The 19429-nt window shown below is 54.7% G+C and carries 20 protein-coding genes and 1 pseudogene; 13 read left to right on the top strand and 8 right to left on the bottom strand.

Features of this window, described 5'->3' with window-relative positions; translation table 11 throughout:
- Positions 1 to 66: 66 nt before the first annotated feature.
- The 6 genes from rpmI (at position 67) to ENI00_RS07015 (ending at position 4902) form a co-directional block, all read left to right on the top strand.
- A complete protein-coding gene (gene rpmI, locus ENI00_RS07040) occupies positions 67 to 255 on the top strand; it encodes a 50S ribosomal protein L35 (RefSeq protein ID WP_292273720.1) in 189 nt (62 codons plus the stop codon).
- A 48-nt stretch (positions 256 to 303) separates the two neighbouring features.
- Positions 304 to 657 carry a 50S ribosomal protein L20 gene (rplT, locus tag ENI00_RS07035; protein WP_304100789.1) on the top strand — a complete coding sequence of 118 codons (354 nt, stop codon included), beginning with the start codon at positions 304 to 306 and terminating at the stop codon, positions 655 to 657.
- A gap of 161 nt (positions 658 to 818) precedes the next feature.
- Positions 819 to 1817, top strand: coding sequence for a phenylalanine--tRNA ligase subunit alpha (pheS, locus tag ENI00_RS07030; RefSeq protein ID WP_304100787.1), 999 nt, complete (start codon positions 819 to 821; stop codon positions 1815 to 1817).
- Between the two features lie 60 nt (positions 1818 to 1877).
- On the top strand, positions 1878 to 4250 hold the full coding sequence (gene pheT / locus ENI00_RS07025; RefSeq protein ID WP_304100785.1) for a phenylalanine--tRNA ligase subunit beta: 2373 nt from the start codon (positions 1878 to 1880) through the stop codon (positions 4248 to 4250).
- Between the two features lie 3 nt (positions 4251 to 4253).
- Positions 4254 to 4556, top strand: coding sequence for an integration host factor subunit alpha (gene ihfA, locus ENI00_RS07020; protein ID WP_304100783.1), 303 nt, complete (start codon positions 4254 to 4256; stop codon positions 4554 to 4556).
- Positions 4537 to 4902 carry a MerR family transcriptional regulator gene (locus ENI00_RS07015; protein WP_304100781.1) on the top strand — a complete coding sequence of 122 codons (366 nt, stop codon included), beginning with the start codon at positions 4537 to 4539 and terminating at the stop codon, positions 4900 to 4902. Before ihfA ends, ENI00_RS07015 begins: the two co-directional genes overlap by 20 nt.
- Positions 4903 to 4985: 83 nt before the next feature.
- On the opposite strand, the gene ENI00_RS07010 is transcribed toward ENI00_RS07015, so the two are convergent.
- Both ENI00_RS07010 and ENI00_RS07005 read right to left on the bottom strand, forming a co-directional pair.
- A complete protein-coding gene (locus ENI00_RS07010; protein WP_304100779.1) occupies positions 4986 to 6416 on the bottom strand; it encodes an aldehyde dehydrogenase family protein in 1431 nt (476 codons plus the stop codon).
- Positions 6417 to 6503: 87 nt separating this feature from the next.
- Positions 6504 to 8552, bottom strand: a complete 2049-nt coding sequence (locus ENI00_RS07005; protein ID WP_304100777.1) for a TonB-dependent receptor family protein — start codon at positions 8550 to 8552, stop codon at positions 6504 to 6506.
- 76 nt (positions 8553 to 8628) lie between these two features.
- Between ENI00_RS07005 and ENI00_RS07000 the strand changes: the two genes are divergently transcribed.
- The 5 genes from ENI00_RS07000 to corA all read left to right on the top strand — a co-directional run bounded on the left by ENI00_RS07000 (position 8629) and on the right by corA (position 13378).
- A complete protein-coding gene (locus ENI00_RS07000; RefSeq protein WP_304100776.1) occupies positions 8629 to 9369 on the top strand; it encodes a hypothetical protein in 741 nt (246 codons plus the stop codon).
- A 641-nt stretch (positions 9370 to 10010) separates the two neighbouring features.
- Positions 10011 to 10649: an SDR family oxidoreductase gene (locus ENI00_RS06995; RefSeq protein WP_304100774.1), complete on the top strand. Its 639-nt coding sequence runs from the start codon at positions 10011 to 10013 to the stop codon at positions 10647 to 10649.
- 107 nt (positions 10650 to 10756) lie between these two features.
- The gene (locus tag ENI00_RS06990; RefSeq protein WP_304100772.1) at positions 10757 to 11452 is read left to right on the top strand and encodes a VWA domain-containing protein; all 696 of its coding nucleotides are present in this window, start codon (positions 10757 to 10759) and stop codon (positions 11450 to 11452) included.
- 46 nt (positions 11453 to 11498) lie between these two features.
- Positions 11499 to 12227 (top strand): molecular chaperone DnaJ, encoded by a 729-nt coding sequence (locus ENI00_RS06985; protein WP_304100770.1) that lies wholly within the window; start codon positions 11499 to 11501, stop codon positions 12225 to 12227.
- Between the two features lie 77 nt (positions 12228 to 12304).
- Positions 12305 to 13378 carry a magnesium/cobalt transporter CorA gene (corA, locus tag ENI00_RS06980; RefSeq protein WP_304100768.1) on the top strand — a complete coding sequence of 358 codons (1074 nt, stop codon included), beginning with the start codon at positions 12305 to 12307 and terminating at the stop codon, positions 13376 to 13378.
- Positions 13379 to 13395: 17 nt separating this feature from the next.
- Here the strand turns inward: corA and ENI00_RS06975 are convergent, their stop codons facing one another.
- The 4 genes from ENI00_RS06975 to ENI00_RS06960 are packed head-to-tail and all read right to left on the bottom strand — an operon-like array spanning position 13396 to position 17153.
- A complete protein-coding gene (locus ENI00_RS06975; protein WP_304100766.1) occupies positions 13396 to 14019 on the bottom strand; it encodes an SCO family protein in 624 nt (207 codons plus the stop codon).
- Complete coding sequence (locus ENI00_RS06970) at positions 14016 to 14858, bottom strand: cytochrome c oxidase assembly protein (protein ID WP_304100764.1); 843 nt, start codon at positions 14856 to 14858, stop codon at positions 14016 to 14018. Before ENI00_RS06970 ends, ENI00_RS06975 begins: the two co-directional genes overlap by 4 nt.
- Positions 14855 to 15934, bottom strand: a complete 1080-nt coding sequence (locus ENI00_RS06965; protein ID WP_304100762.1) for an alpha/beta hydrolase — start codon at positions 15932 to 15934, stop codon at positions 14855 to 14857. The genes ENI00_RS06970 and ENI00_RS06965 overlap by 4 nt, the downstream gene beginning before the upstream one ends.
- A 43-nt stretch (positions 15935 to 15977) precedes the next feature.
- A complete protein-coding gene (locus tag ENI00_RS06960) occupies positions 15978 to 17153 on the bottom strand; it encodes an ADP-ribosylglycohydrolase family protein (protein ID WP_304100761.1) in 1176 nt (391 codons plus the stop codon).
- A 145-nt stretch (positions 17154 to 17298) separates the two neighbouring features.
- Here ENI00_RS06960 and ENI00_RS06955 point away from each other — a divergent pair, with 145 nt between their 5' ends.
- Positions 17299 to 17475, top strand: a complete 177-nt coding sequence (locus ENI00_RS06955) for a molybdopterin cofactor-binding domain-containing protein (protein WP_304100858.1) — start codon at positions 17299 to 17301, stop codon at positions 17473 to 17475.
- 126 nt (positions 17476 to 17601) lie between these two features.
- Here ENI00_RS06955 and ENI00_RS06950 read toward each other — a convergent pair whose 3' ends face one another.
- A complete protein-coding gene (locus ENI00_RS06950) occupies positions 17602 to 18897 on the bottom strand; it encodes a PQQ-dependent sugar dehydrogenase (RefSeq protein ID WP_304100760.1) in 1296 nt (431 codons plus the stop codon).
- Positions 18894 to 19079: pseudogene (locus tag ENI00_RS06945) on the bottom strand (hypothetical protein); the annotation flags it as partial. The pseudogene ENI00_RS06945 and the gene ENI00_RS06950, both read right to left, overlap by 4 nt.
- A 105-nt stretch (positions 19080 to 19184) precedes the next feature.
- On the opposite strand from ENI00_RS06945, the gene ENI00_RS06940 reads away from it, so the two are divergent.
- On the top strand, positions 19185 to 19429 hold a 245-nt coding region (locus tag ENI00_RS06940), incomplete at its 3' end, for a hypothetical protein (protein WP_304100756.1).

Raw genomic sequence — 19429 nt, 5'->3', positions numbered from 1 at the left:
CACAAGCGGGGGTTTTGTCGTTCAGGTTCACATTGATGTCATTAAAAACGAATGCGGAGTTTTAAAATGCCTAAGATGAAAACGAAAAGTGGAGCGGCCAAGCGGTTTAAGAAAACGGCTACCGGCTTCAAGCACAAGTCAGCCTTCACCAGTCACATCCTGACCAAGAAGAGCCCTAAGCGTAAGCGTCAGCTGCGTGGTACTTCATTGGTTGCCAAGTCTGATGTGGCATCCGTAAAGCGCATGCTCGCTTAATCAGCACGCACTGCACACTCAACGGTTTTAAGGTAGAAGGATTATAGTATGGCTCGTGTTAAGCGTGGCGTGGTTGCACGTCGTCGTCACAAGAAGATTTTAAAGCAGGCCAAAGGTTATTACGGTGCTCGTAGCCGTGTGTTCCGGGTTGCCAAGCAAGCGGTTATCAAAGCCGGTCAATATGCGTATCGCGACCGTCGTAACCGCAAACGTTCATTCCGCGCTCTGTGGATTGCCCGTATCAACGCTGGCGCCCGTATCAACGGCCTGTCTTACAGCCGTTTGATCGCTGGCCTGAAAAAGGCAAACGTTGAGATCGATCGTAAGGTTCTGGCAGATCTGGCCATGAACGAACAGCAGGCATTTGCCGCTGTTGTTGAGACAGCCAAAGCGTCTTTGTGATCGCTTAGCTCTCTCATCGATTACGAATCGAACCGGTGTCAGGCGTTTATTCATAAAGGCCAAAAAGACACCGTTTAATAGGGGAAGGGCGCGCTCTTCCCCTATTTTTGTTTCAAGATTTCAATTTTTGAAATCCTCACTTCTGGTTTGGAGCAGGGTCAATGGAAAACCTGGAGCAACTGGTTCACGGCGGTTTGACGGCAGTAGAGAACGCCGACAGCTTGCAGGCGCTTGATCAAATTCGTGTGGAATACCTCGGTAAGAAAGGTGCCATCACCCAGCAGGCCAAAACGCTGGGCAAGCTCTCTGCAGAAGAGCGTCCTGCCGCCGGTCAGAAGATCAATGAGGCCAAAGGGCAGGTTGAACAAGCGATTAACGCCAGGCGAAGTCATCTTGAGCGAATTGCCATCGAGCAGAAGCTCGCCGGTGAATCCATAGACGTCAGCTTGCCTGGTCGCGGCCAGGACCTTGGCGGGTTGCATCCGGTTACCCGAACCCTTCAACGCATAGAAGACTTCTTTTCCCGCGCTGGCTATACCGTGGAACAAGGGCCGGAAATTGAAGACGATTACCATAATTTTGAGGCGCTCAACATTCCGGGTCACCATCCTGCCCGGGCGATGCACGACACCTTCTATTTTAATCCCGGTACTCTGCTACGCACCCACACCTCTCCGGTGCAGATTCGCACCATGGAAGCGGGGAAGCCCCCGTTTCGCATGATCTGTCCCGGGCGAGTTTATCGCTGTGATTCGGATATGACTCATACCCCTATGTTCCACCAGGTTGAAGGGCTACTGGTTGAGAAAAACGTCAGTTTTGCCGATCTGAAGAGCACGGTTGAAGAGTTCTTGCGGGTATTTTTCGAGCGTGATCTTCAGGTAAGGTTTCGGCCATCCTATTTTCCCTTTACCGAACCCTCTGCCGAGGTTGATATCGAATGGGGCAGAGAAGCAGACGGCAGCATCAAATGGCTCGAAATCATGGGATGCGGCATGGTGCACCCAAAGGTGTTCGGGTACTGCGGTATTGACGCAGAAGAGTATCGCGGTTTTGCATTCGGTATGGGCGTTGAACGCTTGGCCATGCTCCGTTACGGCGTAAATGACCTGCGCATGTTTTTTGACAACGATCTTCGTTTTCTGCGTCAGTTCCGTTAATACAACGTTTCACGGCCTCCAAACCAACAGTCGAAACCGCATCAGAACAAGGCAATAATCATGAAATTCAGTGAGCAGTGGCTGCGCGAGTGGGTTAACCCCGACATCAGTTCTCAGGCGTTGATGGATCAGATTACGATGGCGGGGCTGGAAGTCGATGGCTTCGAGCCCGTGGCCGGAGAGTTTCAGGGGGTTGTGGTTGGAGAGCTCCAGTCTGTTGAGCCCCACCCAAACGCCGACAAGCTCCGTGTATGTCAGGTAAGCGATGGCGTTCAGTCGGTTCAGGTTGTATGCGGCGCGCCCAATGTTCGCAAGGGCATGAAGGTGCCCTTTGCCGTGGTGGGTGCTTTATTGCCGGGTAATTTCAAAATTCGTAAAGCCAAGCTTCGCGGTGAGCCTTCCGAAGGGATGTTGTGCTCTGAATCGGAGCTGGGCTTTTCTGGTGACCACGACGGCATCATGGAGCTGCCCGCCGATGCGCCGGTAGGAGCCGACGTGCGTGATTATCTCAAGCTCAACGATGTCGCTATTGATGTGGATTTGACTCCGAATCGCAGCGATTGTCTCTCCATCAAAGGCCTTGCCCGTGAAGTGGGTGTGCTGAACAGCCTGGCGCTCCAGTCGCCGCAGATCAATCCCGTTGAAGCCTTACACTCTGAGGTTCCGGATATCCGCGTTGACGCGCCTGAGGGCTGTCCAAGATACCTGGGGCGTATTCTTCGCAACGTAGATCTGCAAGCGAAGACACCCTTGTGGATGCAGGAAAAACTGCGCCGATCGGGGATTCGATCGATTGATGCGGCGGTGGATGTGACCAACTACGTGATGTTGGAGCAGGGCCAGCCCATGCATGCCTTTGATCGGGACGAGATCGGCGAGGGCATCGTGGTTCGTATGGCGCTGCCGGCCGAAAAACTGGTGCTGTTGGACGGCCAGGAAGTTGAGCTGACCGACAAAACGCTAGTGATCGCGGATCGCGAAAAACCCATTGCCATCGCTGGCATCATGGGCGGTGAACATTCCGGTGTCAGCCCTAAAACCCGTGATCTTGTGCTTGAGGCCGCTTATTTTGACCCAATCACCCTTGCGGGCAAGGCGCGCCACTATGGTTTGCATACAGATGCCTCACACCGCTTCGAACGGGGCGTGGATTATGAGCTCACCCGCGCAGCCATGGAGCGGGCAACCCGCTTGATGATGGATATTGTAGGCGGCGAGCCGGGCGAAATTGTTGAGGTGACCAGTGCCGAACATTTGCCAAAAGAGCGCACGATCGACCTGCGTTCGCAGCGATTGGCAGACGTTTTGGGCCTTGAAATCGACCGCGCCACGGTTGAAGAAATTCTGATACGTCTCGGCCTCGGCATCGCCAAGTTACTGAAGAACGGTTGGCGCATTAAGGTGCCCAGCTTTCGTCCTGATATTTCAATTGAAGAAGATTTGATTGAAGAGGTGGGCCGGATTTATGGCTACAACAATCTCCCGGTGACCGAACCGACTGGCTCACTGGGCCTGACGGTTAACGAAGAAGCCATTCGTCCCATATCAGCGATACGCGATTATTTTGTTTCCCACGGTTACCAGGAGGCGATCACTTACAGCTTTGTGGATCCCAAAGTGCAGGCCCAGATAGACCCCGAGCGTGAGGGCATTGCCTTGGCCAATCCAATTTCATCAGACCTGTCTGTAATGAGAACAAGCCTTTGGAGCGGATTGCTAAAAACCGTGTCTTACAACCAGAATCGGCAGCAGTCGCGAATCCGCTTGTTCGAGACGGGATTGCGGTTTTTGCAAAATGACGAACGTATTGATCAGCAACCCATGCTGGCGGGGGTGGTTGTAGGGTCACAGTATCCTGAAAACTGGGTAAACGGTCGCAGAATGGCTGACTTCTTTGATGTAAAAGGGGAGTTGGAAGGATTGTTTGGTTTGCTGGGCATTGAAATCGGGTTTTTAGGCAACAAACACCCGGCTTTGCACCCGGGCCAGACCGCTGAACTCCTGCGGGGCGGAGAACATGTCGGTTGGCTGGGCACGTTGCACCCACAAGTACAGAAAAATCTTGAACTTAATGGCACGATTCTGATGTTTGAGCTATCCTTGAATTCGATCATTACGGGATATGTGCCTAATTTCAAAGATATTTCGAAATTCCCCGAAGTTCGCCGGGATTTGGCTATTATTATCAGTGGTGAAGTGGCGTTTGCCGATGTTGAGCGTGTAACTCGAAAACACGCTGGCGAGCGCCTTACGGCGTTGCGTGCGTTTGATGTTTACGAGGGAGAGAGCCTGGGTGAGGGTAACCGTAGCCTGGCGTTGAGCCTGTTTTGGCAGCATCCTGAGCGTACGCTGAATGAAGATGAGGTGCATTCGCTCTTCAACGGTGTCATCGACGCATTGAAAGAAGAGTTGGGCGCAATACTGAGGAGTTGAAAGATGGCGGCTTTGACGAAAGCGGAAATGGCAGAGCGCTTGTATGAGGAATTGGGCCTGAACAAACGCGAAGCCAAGGAAATGGTGGAAGCTTTCTTTGATGAGATCAGAGCCGCACTTAGCCACAACGAACAGGTAAAACTGTCGGGTTTCGGTAATTTTGACCTGCGCGATAAAAAGCAGCGCCCTGGGCGAAACCCGAAAACCGGTGAAGAAATTCCGATAAGCGCACGGCGTGTTGTTACGTTCCGTCCGGGACAGAAACTGAAACAGAAAGTAGAAACGTATGTTGGAACCGAGTCATAACAACGAACTTCCTGCCATTCCGGGAAAGCGCTACTTTACGATAGGTGAAGTGGCAGATCTGTGTGCTGTCAAAGCTCACGTTCTGCGCTATTGGGAGCAGGAATTCCCGCAACTATCGCCTGTTAAACGCCGGGGTAATCGCCGGTATTACCAGCGCGCTGATGTTATTACCATCCGCCAGATTCGAAGTTTACTGTACGAGCAGGGTTACACGATTGGTGGCGCCAAGCAGAAGCTCAGCAGCCACGAAGTGAAAGATGACACCACGCAGTACAAGCAACTGATCCGCCAGATGATATCGGAACTGGAAGAGGTGCTGACCGTACTTAACGCGCCGGTAAAATAATAGGCGCTTTAAGTAGCAAAGCCGAAGCGATCAGATCTCGCTTCGGCTTTGCCGTCACTGACAGAAATTTACCGGAATCCGCGTTACCAATCGGTGACGGATTTAACTTCCAGAAATTCCTCCAGCCCCCATACACCGCCTTCACGGCTGCCATTACCCGATTGCTTCATACCACCGAACGGGAAACCCGCCGATCCGGACTGTCCATTGGTTTCTACCATGCCTGACCGAACCTGTTTGGCGAGCCTGCGGGCTCTTTCCTTGTCGCTGGTCTGAATGTAGTTGGTAAGCCCGTAAAGGGTATCGTTCGCCAGCGCAACCGCCTCTTCTTCGGTTTCAAACGGCGTGATGGCAAGAACCGGCCCGAAGATTTCTTCGCTCCAGATGGTCATGTCAGGCGTAACATCCGCGAAAACGGTTGGTTTCACAAAATATCCCGTGTCAAAACCTTCTGGTCGTCCTTCACCGCCAGCGACCAGCGTGGCACCTTCGGCTATACCTTTTTTGATCAGCGCCTGAACTTTCTGGAACTGTTGCTCGGAGACCACCGGCCCGATATGCCGGCCTTCGTTGCCGGCTTGGCCCACATCGGTCTTGCTGGCAATCAACGCTGCGGTCTCAACGGCCTGCTTGTAAACAGACTTTTCCACCAGCATCCGCGTGGGTGCGTTACAGGACTGGCCTGAGTTGGCGAAGCAGTGTCGAACGCCACGGGTGACGGCTTTTTCATCGGCATCTGCAAAGATAATATTGGCGCCTTTGCCGCCCAATTCCAGTCCGACTCGCTTCATGGTGTCGGCCGCGGCGATTGTGATGGCTTTACCGGCACGGGTGGAGCCCGTAAAGCTGACCAGATCGACGTCTGGATGCTTCGAGAGTTGCGAGCCAACGCCTTCACCATCGCCATTGATCAGGTTGAAAACCCCGGCAGGGAAACCCGAGCTATCAATCATGTCTGCCAAAAGCATGGCGGACAAAGGCGAGATTTCCGAGGGTTTGAGAACCACTGTGCAGCCCGCCGCTAACGCCGGAGCGACCTTCAGCATCACTTGGTTCATTGGCCAGTTCCAGGGCGTTATCAGTGCGCAAACACCGACAGGCTCGTGGAGGATGATGTTGTCAGGTGCGTGATCACCCAGCGGGTGTTCAAAGTTGAACGATTTAAGGGCGCGAAGGGTGGTTTTCAGGTGTGCAGCACCGGCGCCAACCTGTGCGCTTCTTGCAAGATCAATCGGCGCGCCCATTTCCTGGCTGATGGTTTGTGCCATTTCTTCGGCACGCGCTTTGTAGGTTTCGAACAACCGCTCCAACAATTCAGTGCGTTGCTCTTTGGTAGACGCCGACCAGGCGGGGAACGCCTTTTTTGCCGCGCTGACAGCGTTATCTGTGTCAGCCTGTGAACCCAGAGTGATGGTGGAGAACCCTTTCTCGTCAGAAGGGTTAATCACCTCCAGACGCTGGTTTCCCTCAGGTGTGACCCATTTCCCATTAATGTAAAACTTGGTTGCATCCATAACGTTTCAACTCTTGGTTAGGAATTTAAACCATGTTAACAGATTAGCCTCCTATTGAGGCTCGGTGCGATGCTGACAAAATGGACATCAAAACACGAATTCGAGCCCTGCGTACCAGGTGCGGCCGGCTGCAGGCTCAAAGTAACGGTCATTGCTGGCGTTAATACGCACATTTGCGAAGTGGTTTTTGTCGGTAAGGTTGCGAACACCCGCGAAGCCTTTCAGAAGAAGGTTCCGACCAGCGTACAAGGTGTTGCCACCGCGCAGGTTGACTAACCAGTAGTCGTCTACGTTTACGTCGTTGGCGTCGTCTGCAACCATATCGCCCACGTAACGGGTTTCCAAGGCGGCGAAGGTGCCGCCAAGGCCGTGCCATTGCAGGCGATTGCTCCAGGTCTGCTCTGGCAGGCCTGGCAATCGATTACCATCGTATCGGTTGCCGTCTGCCCGGTAGTTGTCAAAGGTGTATCTGGCGAGCGTCAGTGCGCTGTCGATGCGCCAGCTAGGCGCAAACAGCCAGCCGATCGCGGTCTCCAAGCCCTTGCGTGTTGTATCGCCAGCGTTCCTGTAAAACGTTCTGCCGCTTGCGCCGGATAACTCATAGGGAACAAGTTCATCGCGAACATCCACCAGGAACAGCGTGACGTCGTAATCAATGCCGTTGTTCCATTCGCCGCGCAATCCGAGTTCGTGATTCAGTGATTTCTGGGGTTCGATCTCCGGGTTGAAGCCACCGACCCCCACCGGGTTGGCAAATTCCGAAAAGGTCGGCGTTTCGAAGGCGGTACTGATGTTGGCGAAGGCTTGATGGGATGGCCGATAGTGATAACTCAAGCCTGCGGAACCGCTCCATTCCCGGAAAGCACGGCTTCCACTTTGGTCTCCATCCTGCGCAAAATCATCGTTCACCTTCAAGCGAACCCGGTCGAAGCGACCGCCAAGAGACAGAACCACCTGATCCGTCAAATGAAGATCGCCCTGCGTGAAGACACCCAGAGCGGTGGCAGTTTGCAGCTCGTCGGCCGTTAGTCCTTGCAAATTACCGTTGAAACTCACTTCCCGCCGGATGCGGTCATCCCGCTGCTCACGAGCTTCTACACCAGCAACATAGCGAAATGGCAGTCCTGCAAGCTCAAATGACTGGCGATAATCGGCATTGGCTCCGAAATAGTCGCGGTTGTAATCGATACGACTGTCGCCGGGGTACGGGAGCTGCTGCTGAAAATTCCGGCGCAGGTAGAAAGTTTTTGCCCGGAACTCGCCCGGCCCTGCGGAAAGATCCTGGTATTGCAGGCCAAGTACCTGCTGATCCACCGTTTGCCCGGTGTCATATTCTTGCGTAAATTTTCCCGCCTGTGACCTGTCGGCGGCCACTTGCTCTGCGGTCAGTGCTCCGGGATCTTCCGATCGAGGGTTCTGCAAAAGATTAATAATGGCGGTCACTGAACGATCATTCGAAAGCTCCCTGCGCAGCTTGCTATTAAACAGGTATTTTTCGACGCGGGCCTGATCACGATACCCCTCGTAGTTGAGGGCCGAGGCACTTACGCTGTGAGACCAGGGTCCATCGCTGCTGCTGTTGCTTACGGCGATTTTGCTGAGGTTATTGCTGCCTCCGGTAACACGAACCGATGTGTGATCGGGGCCACGGCGACCATCCGCCGTGGTTACGCTAATCACGCCCCCTGCGGCGTTACCGTAAAGAACAGAAGCCGGCCCCCGGATGACTTCGATGCGCTCTGCGCTGTCCAGATCAATAGCATCCAATTGCGCCTGGCCATCGGGCAAGGTGTAAGGAATGCCGTCTACCACAACGGTCACACCGCGAACGCCGAAAGGCGCCCGCGCGCCAAATCCGCGAATGGCTATGCGCTCGCCCTGGGCAAAGTTCTCGGAATTTTGCAGGAATATACCGGGAACCTGGCCTAAGGTTTCATCCAGCTTTAGCCGGGGTTGGCCTTCTCGAACAGGTTCTTGCCGGATCACCGACATGGCAGCCGGTGTTTCATAGAGAGTGCGTTCCATTACCGGAGCGGTGACGACAATGTCAGCTACCGATTGGCCTTGGGCAGGTGTTGTGAAGGGTAAAACCACGAGCCCGCTTAAAAAGAAAAATGAAGATCTGGCGTTATTCATATAAGAAACCTTCAATCTGGCCGCGATGCCGGGAATGTCAGTGTAACGTTAACACCCTTTTGAACATTGGAAATGGTTGCACTACCGTCGTGACCAAGCCGTGGTTGTCAGCAATGCGGGCTCCCAATCAGCCAAGGGCACCTTGAGCCATGTATTTGTTGTCCCACGTGCTTATGAGCAAGTTTCTGGCCGTATTCGGTTTCTTTCTAATGAATGGCCGCAATACTTCGGTACAGAGTACAACGACACCTATCTTGCCCGATTGACTGCACCAGGTAAGGTCGAAATTATAGCCAGCGGCAACGTCAACAGCTCGTCCTGGTCATCAGGTTTAGTTGGATACAACGGAGCTACGCCTGAGATCAGTTACAACACCGACCTTTCTGGGCTCGTGGGTCAGACGGTTCAATTAGCATACGAGGTACAAGATGTTGGGGGTACAATAGTAGACTTTGCCCTGGCCGTCGACGCTGTGCAAGTTGTCCGTACAGACCAATTTGTGCCCGTCGGGGGACAAGGTGGTGCGTTGACTGGAGCATCGACAATCAGTGGATCATTTGGCCAGGCGGTCAAACTGACATTCACCAACCAAGATATCCTTGGCACTATCATTTCTGTCAAGGATGCATCGCCGTTTGGACAAACGAGGGAGTCAATCATTCTGCCTCAGCAGAGTGTTACTTTCACGTTTGTAGCCTTTGGGGAAGAGCCAATGGGATGGGATTTCGAGGTGTCGACAAATTCCGATGCATTCGTAGTCTCATACGATGTTGAATCAACCTGGACTGAGGGGATGCCGCAGAACCCATGCTATTAAGACTGCTGGTTTTTACGCTTGCAATTATCGGAATGGCGTGTAGCACTCAGTCGCTACAAGTGCATGCTCAAGAGAGCAATGCCGCGTCCATCGACTTGACTGGAGACGCGATTGAGGCCGCCATCCTCTCTGATGGAGCTATCTGGCTGAAACTCACACCGAGTGGAAGCAACCAAATGGCAACTACGACGAGGGATAATCTAGGCAACCGTGTAATGGTGCACGTTCTTGGCCACAAAGCGTTATCGCTAATGGTCGTCCACGAGATCGTTTCAGATAGACTGGTAATTAAGTCCCCTTCGCAGGACCTCGACAAGGCAATAGAGCCCTATCTGGTAGAAACCAGATAGTAGCAATAAGTGGGAGGGGAGGAGCGTGGCTGGAGCTAGCGCCTCGAAAACTCGGGCCATGTCGGGCCTCGCCCTCCTGGCATGACTTCAGCAGCGCCTCGCGCAAGATGAGATTACCAGGCGTGTATGGATCATTGACGGTGCCGCGCTTTTTTGTCGTTAAAATAGGATCTCGCTGCAACTGCTTTGGCACGGGCTGGTATAAATTAAGAGTGCGTGGGTTGAATTGAGCATACCGCGCACTGATCTATATATCGTAACCAGCAGGAATGCCCAATCAGGAGATTCGCCATGAATGTTTTCATTGCAGGTGCTAACGGACAGATAGGCCAACACTTTTTGCGGGAATTGGCCGACAGCGATCACCAGACACGAGCCATGGTCCGGCACTCGGAGCAGGGGCCGGAATTGCAAAAGTTGGGCGCCGATGAAGTCGTTTTGGGAGACTTGGAAAAAGATTGCAGTGACGCGATGAAGGGTTGCGATGTTGTTGTCTTCGCCGCTGGCTCCGGCCCTGATACCGGGCCGGATAAAACGACACAGGTGGATCAGGACGGTGCTATCCGGCTGATTGACAGCGCGAAGGCCATGGGCATAGAGCGTTTTATTATTGTGAGCAGCGTGGGTGCCGAGGAGCCTGATAACGGGCCAGAAAAACTTCGTCATTACTTGCAAGCCAAGCACAACGCCGATGAGCATCTGAAAAGCAGCGGTTTGAATTACACCATTGTTCGCCCGGGGCAACTCACGAATGATGAGGGTACGGGCAAGGTCGCCGTCAGCACGGGGCACGAACATACAGGTAAAATACCAAGGCAGGATGTTGCCCGCGTTCTGCTGGCGGCGCTGGATACGACGACGGCTGACAATCGTGTTTTCTATGTGGTGTCCGGCAGTACGCCAGTCACTGAGGCATTGGCAAAACTGTAATGCCCACAAAGTCCGGGTGTATCGCGCCGCCGGGCCTGTGAATTGCGTAGCCTTTACCCTAAGCTTGAAGTACCACATTGGCAGAGTGAAGCGGCGGGTAAAAGCCTATGTCCGATAAAGAGCTCCGTAACAAATCCGATAAACAGTCGATTGACCAGTTTATCCATCAAGTCCGCAACATGCCTAAACAGGGTGGAGGGCCGGGCCGGCTGATTTTTGCTCTGGATGCTACCGCCAGCCGGGGTGCCACCTGGGATCAGGCTTGCCACCTGCAGAGTGAGCTTTTTCTGGCGACCAGGGATTTGGGCGGCCTGGTGATTCAGCTTTGCTACTACCGCGGCTTTGGGGAATTCAAGGCCACGGAGTTTGTCGGTGAGACCGGCCAGCTGCTTAACCTGATGAACGGAGTTTCCTGCCTCGGCGGGCGCACCCAGATTAGCCGCGTGTTGGCGCACGCCAGGAAAGAAACCCGGGCAAAGACGGTCAAGGCCGTGGTGTTTATCGGCGATTGTTGTGAGGAAGCTGTGGACGAACTTTGCCACATTGCCGGGGAACTGGGCATGCTGCGAACCCCGGTGTTTATGTTCCAAGAGGGTGCCGATGCGCATGCCCGTGCGGTGTTCCAGCAGGTTAGCAAACTGTCTGGAGGCGCCTATGCACCTTTTGATCGTAACAGCCCTCAAATGTTGAAGGATCTTATGGCTGCCGTTGCGGTCTATGCTTCCGGAGGAGCCAAGGCACTGCAAGACTATTCCAGTGGCAGCTCGCCGGAGGTCAAGCGTTTGACTCAACAGATCAGGTAGCGCTTATTCCAATCAACCGGTGGGCCATTTGGCCCGGAGCATCCGAGTGCCACTAACGCTTCTGATCATCGTAATGGCGTTTTTTGCGTGGGTCTGGCTACGCAACCAACCGCCCAGCCAACGCAAGGCGGCCATTCTCAAGCTGGTGTTAGCTGCTGGTATTCTGATGTTGGCCCTGCTGGCTTTGACTGGGCGCCTGTACTTGGTGTTTGGCCTGTTGGCTTTTCTTTTCCCACTGTTGCGCCGGCTGCTGCCCTCTATACTGTCAGGGCGCATCTTGGGCGCAGGTAGCGGTGCAGCGAAGGCGAAACCGGGTAACCAATCTCATGTTTCCAGCGATATCCTCGACATGACCCTCGACCACGACTCCGAAACCATGAGCGGTGAGGTGTTGCAAGGCCCCATGGCCGGGCGAGTACTGGCCGATCTGGGAGAAGGTGAATTCATCGAGCTATTGCAGTATTGCCGGGCCCACGATGACGATTCCGCACGGCTTCTGGAAACCTATCTGGATCGCCGTTTCGGCGATTCCTGGCGCACCGACGACCCGTCTGGCGATGGCAGTGCACAAGACCCTGAACCTGAACATTCGGGTGGTGGCGGCGCTTTGACCGAGAGCGAAGCCCTGGATGTTCTGGGGTTGGAGGCTGGCGCCAGCCGGGATGAGATTATCCAGGCCCACCGTCGGGTGATGCAGAAAATACACCCGGACCGTGGCGGGAGTAACTACCTGGCCGCCCGTGTTAACGAAGCCAAAGAGCGATTGCTGGGCTGATTGCCGGGCTCATTGCTGGGCAAAAGCGCCGCCGAATCTGCGTCCACCGACGTTAGCGTCGCCAATGAGAACGATTTATGGCTTATTTCAACAAACATTACCACAGCCCAGGCACGGCACCCGGAACTCTGGTGGCTATTCAGAAGCCTGTAACGCCGGTTTCTATAAAGTTGATCGATTACACGGCGTCCTCGGTTGAGGAGCACCGCCTCGATTCGGCGCGCGATTGCGAACCCTTCCTTGCCCGTGAGACCAAAACCTGGATTCAGGTGAACGGGCATATTGATCCGGACACGCTTCGAAATTTTGGTGAGCTGTTCGATCTTCACGATCTGGCGCTGGAAGACATCATAAACAGCGGCCAGCGCCCCAAAATCGAGCTTTACGACAACCAGATATTCATCATCGCTGCACTGCCTGTTTACGATGGGCAGAATCTGGAGTTGGTCCAGGTCAGCCTGTTTGTCGGAAAGGACTATGTGATCTGTTTTTGCCCTCTGGCGGAAGACCCTTTTGAGCCCGTGCGCAAGCGCATGCGACAGTCCAGCAACCGACGCTTCGCCGACCGAGGCATCGATTATCTGCTTTATGCCCTGATGGATTTCATTGTCGACGCCGGTTTTCCGGTATTGGAACAATTCGGAGGCCAGCTTGAAACGCTTGAAGAGGAGTTGCTGGAGCGCCCGGATCAGAAAACGCTGTCGTCGTTGCATGAACTGAAACGGGAGTTACTGATCCTCCGCCGGGTGCTCTGGCCGCAGCGAGAGCTGATCACGACGTTGATGCGGGGCGAAGACGAGTTGATTCTGGCAGACACGCTGGTGTATTTCCGGGACTGTTACGACCACAGCATCCAGATTATCGAATTATTGGAAAGCTTCCGCGAAATGACCACCAGTATGCTGGATATCTACCTCTCCAGCATCAGCCAGCGCACCAATGAAACGATGAGGGTGTTGACGATTATCGCAACCATCTTCATTCCGTTGACGTTTGTGGTGGGTGTCTACGGCATGAATTTTAACCACCCGGGCAGCCCCTGGTCCATGCCGGAACTGCGCTGGTATTACGGTTACCCGATGGTCTGGGGCGTCATGATCATAACGGTTCTGGGGCTGCTCTGGTTCTTCAGGCGCCGGCACTGGATATAGGTTGCAGGACCCCTACGTCACACTCCGCTTTCCTGAGCCAGCGCAACCAGATCTGTCCGGATGTCTTCGATCGTCAGGTCAGGTCGAAACAGAAGGCGAGCGTTTCCCTTTCGGTCGAATACATAGACGGCGCCACTGTGCGACACGTTGTAATTGCCCTCCGCGTCAGGATCGTCGTAGCCAAAGGTGGTGCGATAGCGTTTACTCAGCGCCCTCAGTGCTTTTTCTTCACCGGTGAGGCCGATGGCTCTGTCGCTGAAGAAATCCACATAGCTTTTAATCCGTTCCGGTGTGTCCCTTTGAGGATCAACGCTGACGAAAATAATCCGGGTGTCATTCTGCCATTGATCAGGCATGCCGCTCACAGCGCGAGACAACTTCCGGAGGGTTGCGGGACAGACGTCGGGGCAGGAGGTGAAGCCGAAGAACAACATCCGGATCTCTCCGTCCGTTTTATCAGCCGTCACGGTATCGCCGGAGGCATCCGTCAGTTCGAAGGCCAGTTCCGGCATCAGGCCGGTGATGTCCTTGCTGCGCCAGGACTTGGCGTCGCCAAAACAACCAGCCAGAATGACCGTTGTCATAGCCACAACAATGATCGACAGCCTTCCTGAAAGGCGCGAACGGAACGGATTATTCATGAATGGGTTGCCTTCAATTTTTCGGAATATGGGAATGCCTTACCGTCTTCCCGCATGGCGCGGCGAAGAATGATCAGAATGCCGAGAATGCTCATCATGGCCGGAGGGATCCAGGTGATCAGCCCGCCCAAGAGTTGGTCCGTCTCCGGTGCCATTGGCCAAGCACGGCCACACACTTCGTAAACGTCATAAACCATGCCCTGGGAGAAAACGATGGTAGCGCCCAGAATTATCTGCGGAACCGCCACCAGGGCCAGCAGCAGGATTCGCTTGCCGTATCCCAGGGCATTACCGGATACCGGTGAACGCGGATCCAGGATAAGCCACCAGAACAGCAGGCCATCCAGCAGCATGCTCCAGTTCATGATCCAGTACAGGTCACGGCTGAGCATGGCATTAAAATGAATGGGCGGCCACAGCCAGAAGTAAATTAGCCCCACGAACAGGAAGGATGCAACAGCAGGGTGTTGCAGGAACCGGTATATCCAGCCCAGGGGAGACAGTGCCCGCCTTATCCCGGGCTTGATCCGGCTGTAGAGAAACTGCATCACCGGCAGAGGATTGGAGAGTGCGATCAGGAGCGGCCCCAGGTGGTGAAGAATCAGGTGCTGGCCACGGTGAATGAAGAACATGTATTGAGAGTAGTAATCAAATCGGGTTTGCATAACGCCGTAGCAAAGCATCACGCCCACCACGAAAACCAGTATCCGTCCGCTGCCCGGCCGATTGTCTTCCGGCATTTTCAGCAGCCCATAGCCATAGAACCCCAGCACGAGAACGTAGCCCAGTATCGTTGCTGGCGAAAAATCATAAGGTGCCAGCCAGTTCAAGCCTATCATGTTGAACGCGCCTCCACCTGCGCCAGAAATTCTCCTATATGTTCAAACGCCTCTTCTGCCTCTGGTAAAAGTGGGGTAAACAGATGCCAGACATGAACCATATCTGGCCAGGTTCTCAGTTCCACCGGTGAGCCGGCCGCCTGCGCTTTTGCCACATACCGCTGAGCGTTTTCCAGCAGTAGTTCCGATTCGCTGGCGTGAATCAACGTAGGCGGGAGATTGTGAAGATTTCCGCGCAAGGGTGATGCAATCGGGCTGGTCGGCAAGACCCGAAAACCCAAAACCGTCCCCCACCACAGCAACGGTAAGGGTATCCGGGCCATCTTCTGAATCATTGGCCCCAGCATGGCATCGGTTTTCAAGTTTGGCCGCTTGCCCAGCGACGTCAACATGAGCTCGGTAGAGGGCGACAGGGCGATTGCGGCATTCGGTGGCTGTAGTCCCTGGTCTCGTATCCAGGCGATCAGCCCCAGGGTATGACTGCCGCCGGCGGAATCCCCGGCGATCACCATAAACTCAACCGATGCTTGTCCGTCCGGGCCATTGTCGAGTATCCAGTGGTAAGCCTGCTGACAGTCGATAATACCGTCCAGATAGCGGTTTTCCGGCATTAGTCTGTAATCAATTGCGAATACGCAGGCGTGGGTCAACCTCGACAGGCGGTCTGTGATGGCTCGATGGCTTTTGGGGCTGCCGGCAAACCAGGAACCGCCGTGAATGTAGAGAATCCGGCGGTTGGGGTCTGATCCGGGTGCAATCACCCACTCCCCCTTGGGTGCGCCTATCGCAGGGGGGCGAATTTCCGAGACGAGCTCCAGGTCGTCGCTCATGCTATCCATGCAGTGCCGCAGAGCCTTTATTCTTGCCCGGCCACGGAGCCCTTCCGTTGCGACATGAATTTCATTTATTTTTTCAAGCACCTGTTGGCGAGCCCCTTGCTGTGGCTGATCGGCGATTGTGGCGCTTTCATCCTCGCCATGGCGTTTCTTGCGCCGCACAAACATCACGGCAGCTACCAGAGCGATCATCACCAAGCCAAACCACATCATTACGAACCAGGCGATTCCGAAAATCATAAGCAACCCTTACGTCATTTCACCGCAGCGTGCGGATGCATTGTTATGTTCGGTTAACCAACGTCTCAATATCCGTAAGGATAGCCGGGGCATCGGATACCCGGGCCAGCCAGCTCAGAGGAATGCCGCGCTCCCCGCCAACGCCGTGCAGGGCGGCCATCGCCGGCCCGACAATCCAGGCCCGTCCGCAAGAATCGCCGCCACAGTGAATATTGGCACGAATGGCTTCGGTAAAGCTGCGGGCGTGGCTCAGAATGTGAAAGATTACCGGCATGGCTTCGGATAGGGAACACGTGCGCCCAGAGATGTCGCCAGCGCCCGTGGCATCAAGACCAGAACAGGAAAGGGCATGGGCGAGATTTTTTGTGTTTGTTGCTTCGGGGGTAGCCGCTTCAAGAGCCGTTGATAGCGACTCGCCCCGGAACAGATGATCGAGGAGCCGTGCGGCACACCGAGCCCAGGCCACTGCCTCGTCGTTGTGATTGGTCACCCTCACGGCGGCTTCTGTTACCTCCATTAGGTTTGGTTGACCGCAATAGATGGCCACCAGCGGTGGTAATTTGGAGACTGCAGGCAGTTGCGTGTCGTCGGCGCCACTTTCCGGCAGCAAGTGGCGGTCAATGGTTTCAGCCAGATGAACCCCGGCTTCCTGAATCTCCGGTTCGTGATAAGTAAGGTCAATGGCCTTGCGTACCGGGTCAGCCAGTTGGCTGCCGCTCAAATACCGGGTATAGGGTAAAACCTTCGTCACCAGTACGCGCTTCTGCGTGTCCGTGAGGTCGGCTGTAGTTGTTGATCTTGCCTGCTCAATGGCGTTTTGCTCTATTGAATTCAGGTTTTCCAGAGTGCGCCGGGTCGGGTTGTCGATGTAACCTCGCCAGTGACCACCGGGGCCAAAAAAAGAGCGAAAGCGCCGCTGATAATCCCGGATGTCCAGCACCCCTTCACTGGCCAATAAGCTGTCTGTTAACACCCCTGTGGCCGCGCCATAATGGCTGACGTCGCCGGATTGTTTGCCGCTATGGGCAAAATACCCGAACCCGCCTTCGAAATAGTCTGCCCGGGGTGTCAGAAACTCCGGTGAATCGCCGGCAACCTCCTGGATGCGTTGGCTATCGTACAGCCAGTGCAACCCAAGACTCGCGGCGTCCGCGACCCAGCCGCCGGCAAGGGCATTGATTATACGTGAGCGATCTGCTGGCGTTGATTCGTAACTCATGTTGATGCCTTCTTAAGTTTCAATCAATGCGCTAATTTGGAGCTCGGATGACGGCCGATTGACCAAAACAACCATAGCATAATCGCCAGGATGACCGGCTCTCCAACTCACCCCTGACTTTCGATCAAGTTACGCCTTCTGGGAGATCTTTGAATTTGCCGAGATTCACGTTGATTGCGACATCTGTGAAATCTGGTTGCAGAAGCTGCTCGGAGTGTTTTCGGCCGGTCGCATTCTCAACCATAAAACCGCCCGCTCGCAATTGCTCGGCGGCATGGTTTGGGGGCAGTCCTATACGTTTTTGGAGCGCATGCTTGAGTAAACGGAGCCAACTGCGGCCGATAGTCCCATCCTGAGCCCGGTGCCCCGGAGCTCAGGATGGTGTCCGGAATCATTGAACCGCTCCGGGTTAGGGCTACGCCCGCGAAGAAGGCTTTTGTTATACCGCTTATTGAGTGGGGGTGACCCGCCAAATGGTATTTGAAAGGTCATCGGCGACGATGAGTGCCCCTTCGGGATCCACCGTCACGCCCACAGGTCGGCCACGGGTCTTGCCATCCTCACCCTGGAAGCCGGTGACGAAGTCCAGTGGGTCTCCGGCTGGCTTGCCGTTACTAAAGGGAACGAAGACTACCTTGTAACCCGCTGGGTCAGAACGGTTCCAACTGCCATGCTCTCCGATGAATGCACCTTCGCTGAACTTGTCACCCATGGTCGCCGTTGAGAATGCCAGGCCTAAAGGGGCTTTGTGCGATCCCAGGCTATAATCCGGAGCAATCGCGGCGGCTACCATGTCAGGTTGCTGCGGCTTCACCCGAGGATCAACATTCTGTCCCCAGTAGCTGTAGGGCCAGCCGTAGAACTCACCGTCCTGGACCGATGTCAGGTAATCCGGCACCAATCGTGGACCCAGCTCGTCGCGCTCATTGGCCACTGCCCATAGTTGGTCAGTACCGGGCAGAATATCCAGCGCTGTCGGATTGCGCAGACCGGTTGCATAAGGCCGGTGAGCGCCACTCTTGGCGTCGATCTCCCAGACTCTGGCGCGATCCGCCTCTACCTCCAGACCATTTTCCGTAATGTTACTGTTTGAACCGATGCCAACGTATAGGAACTGCCCGTCAGGACTTGCCGTCATGGACTTGGTCCAGTGGTGATTGACCGTATGGGGCAGGTCGGTGAGTTTACGCGCTGGCCCACTGGCGGTGGTCTGACCGGGCTGATAATCGAACTGCACCACTGCGTCCTGGTTGGCGACGTACAGTTGGTCATTGATGAGCGCAAGCCCGTAGGGCGCATTCAGATTCTCGGCGAACACAGTACGTGTCTCATAAGTGCCATCGTCATCACTGTCGCGCAGCAGTGTCACCCGATTACCGCCTTTGACCGCAGTAGTGCCTTTAGCTTTGAAATAACCCGCAATGAAGTCCTTGGGGCGCAGCTTGGCCGCGTTGCCGCCCCGACCTTCTGCCACCAGAATGTCCCCATTGGGCAAGACTAACGTCTGCCTCGGAATTTTCAGGTCAGTGGCAATGGCGCTGATTTTATAGTTTGACGGCACTGTGGGTTGGCGATCACCCCAGCTTGCCGGCTCGGCGATTTTCAAGGTGGGTATCAGGCCGCGGTGAGTTTCGGGCAGGGTCGGATCCGGTCCGACCTGTGCAGTATCATCTACTTTGTTTTCGCCACATGCGCTTAGGAGCGTAGCAACCAAGGCTATCGACAGGATATTGACGGGTTTCATCTTGCACCTCCAATGCGCCAGCTGGCGAGGCCAATCCAGGTTGCAGCGCAGGCCAGAATGACCGTGATAACGGATAGAATGAGCCCGGTCGGCATGCTGGCCCAAACGTCTTTTGCATGGACGAACGAGTTGATGACACCCAGCACGAAGGTCGCCAGTAGCATCAAAAAATAGACTAGTGGTGCACCCATGCGCTCATCAGCGCGGATAACAACCAGATCGCCTCTCTCACCAATTACGTTCGTTCAGAGTTTGGCGGGGTTGAGGACACCCTGGGTGACAAATAAATGGCGGCCATTCTCAATGGTCACGACGATGCACCGTGGCTTATCCAGAATGCGCAATGGTTTGCCATTCTGGCGATTATCGTCGGGGTGTTTGTGCTATTGGCAATTGTTTTAAGCGCTGTCACCAATCGACATCTCAAACCCGACATCGGTCTGGTTATTTTGGAGGTGCCGACCTTCAATTCGAGCAATGACCTGCTCAGCGGTCGCGCGACCAATCGTCTGGCGAGGCGAAATAATAGTGG

It is taken from the genome of Marinobacter antarcticus, from assembly GCF_011049865.1.
Classification (GTDB): domain Bacteria; phylum Pseudomonadota; class Gammaproteobacteria; order Pseudomonadales; family Oleiphilaceae; genus Marinobacter; species Marinobacter antarcticus_A.
The sequence above is the reverse complement of the archived record's forward strand: the minus strand, read 5'-3'. Positions and strand labels throughout refer to the sequence as shown.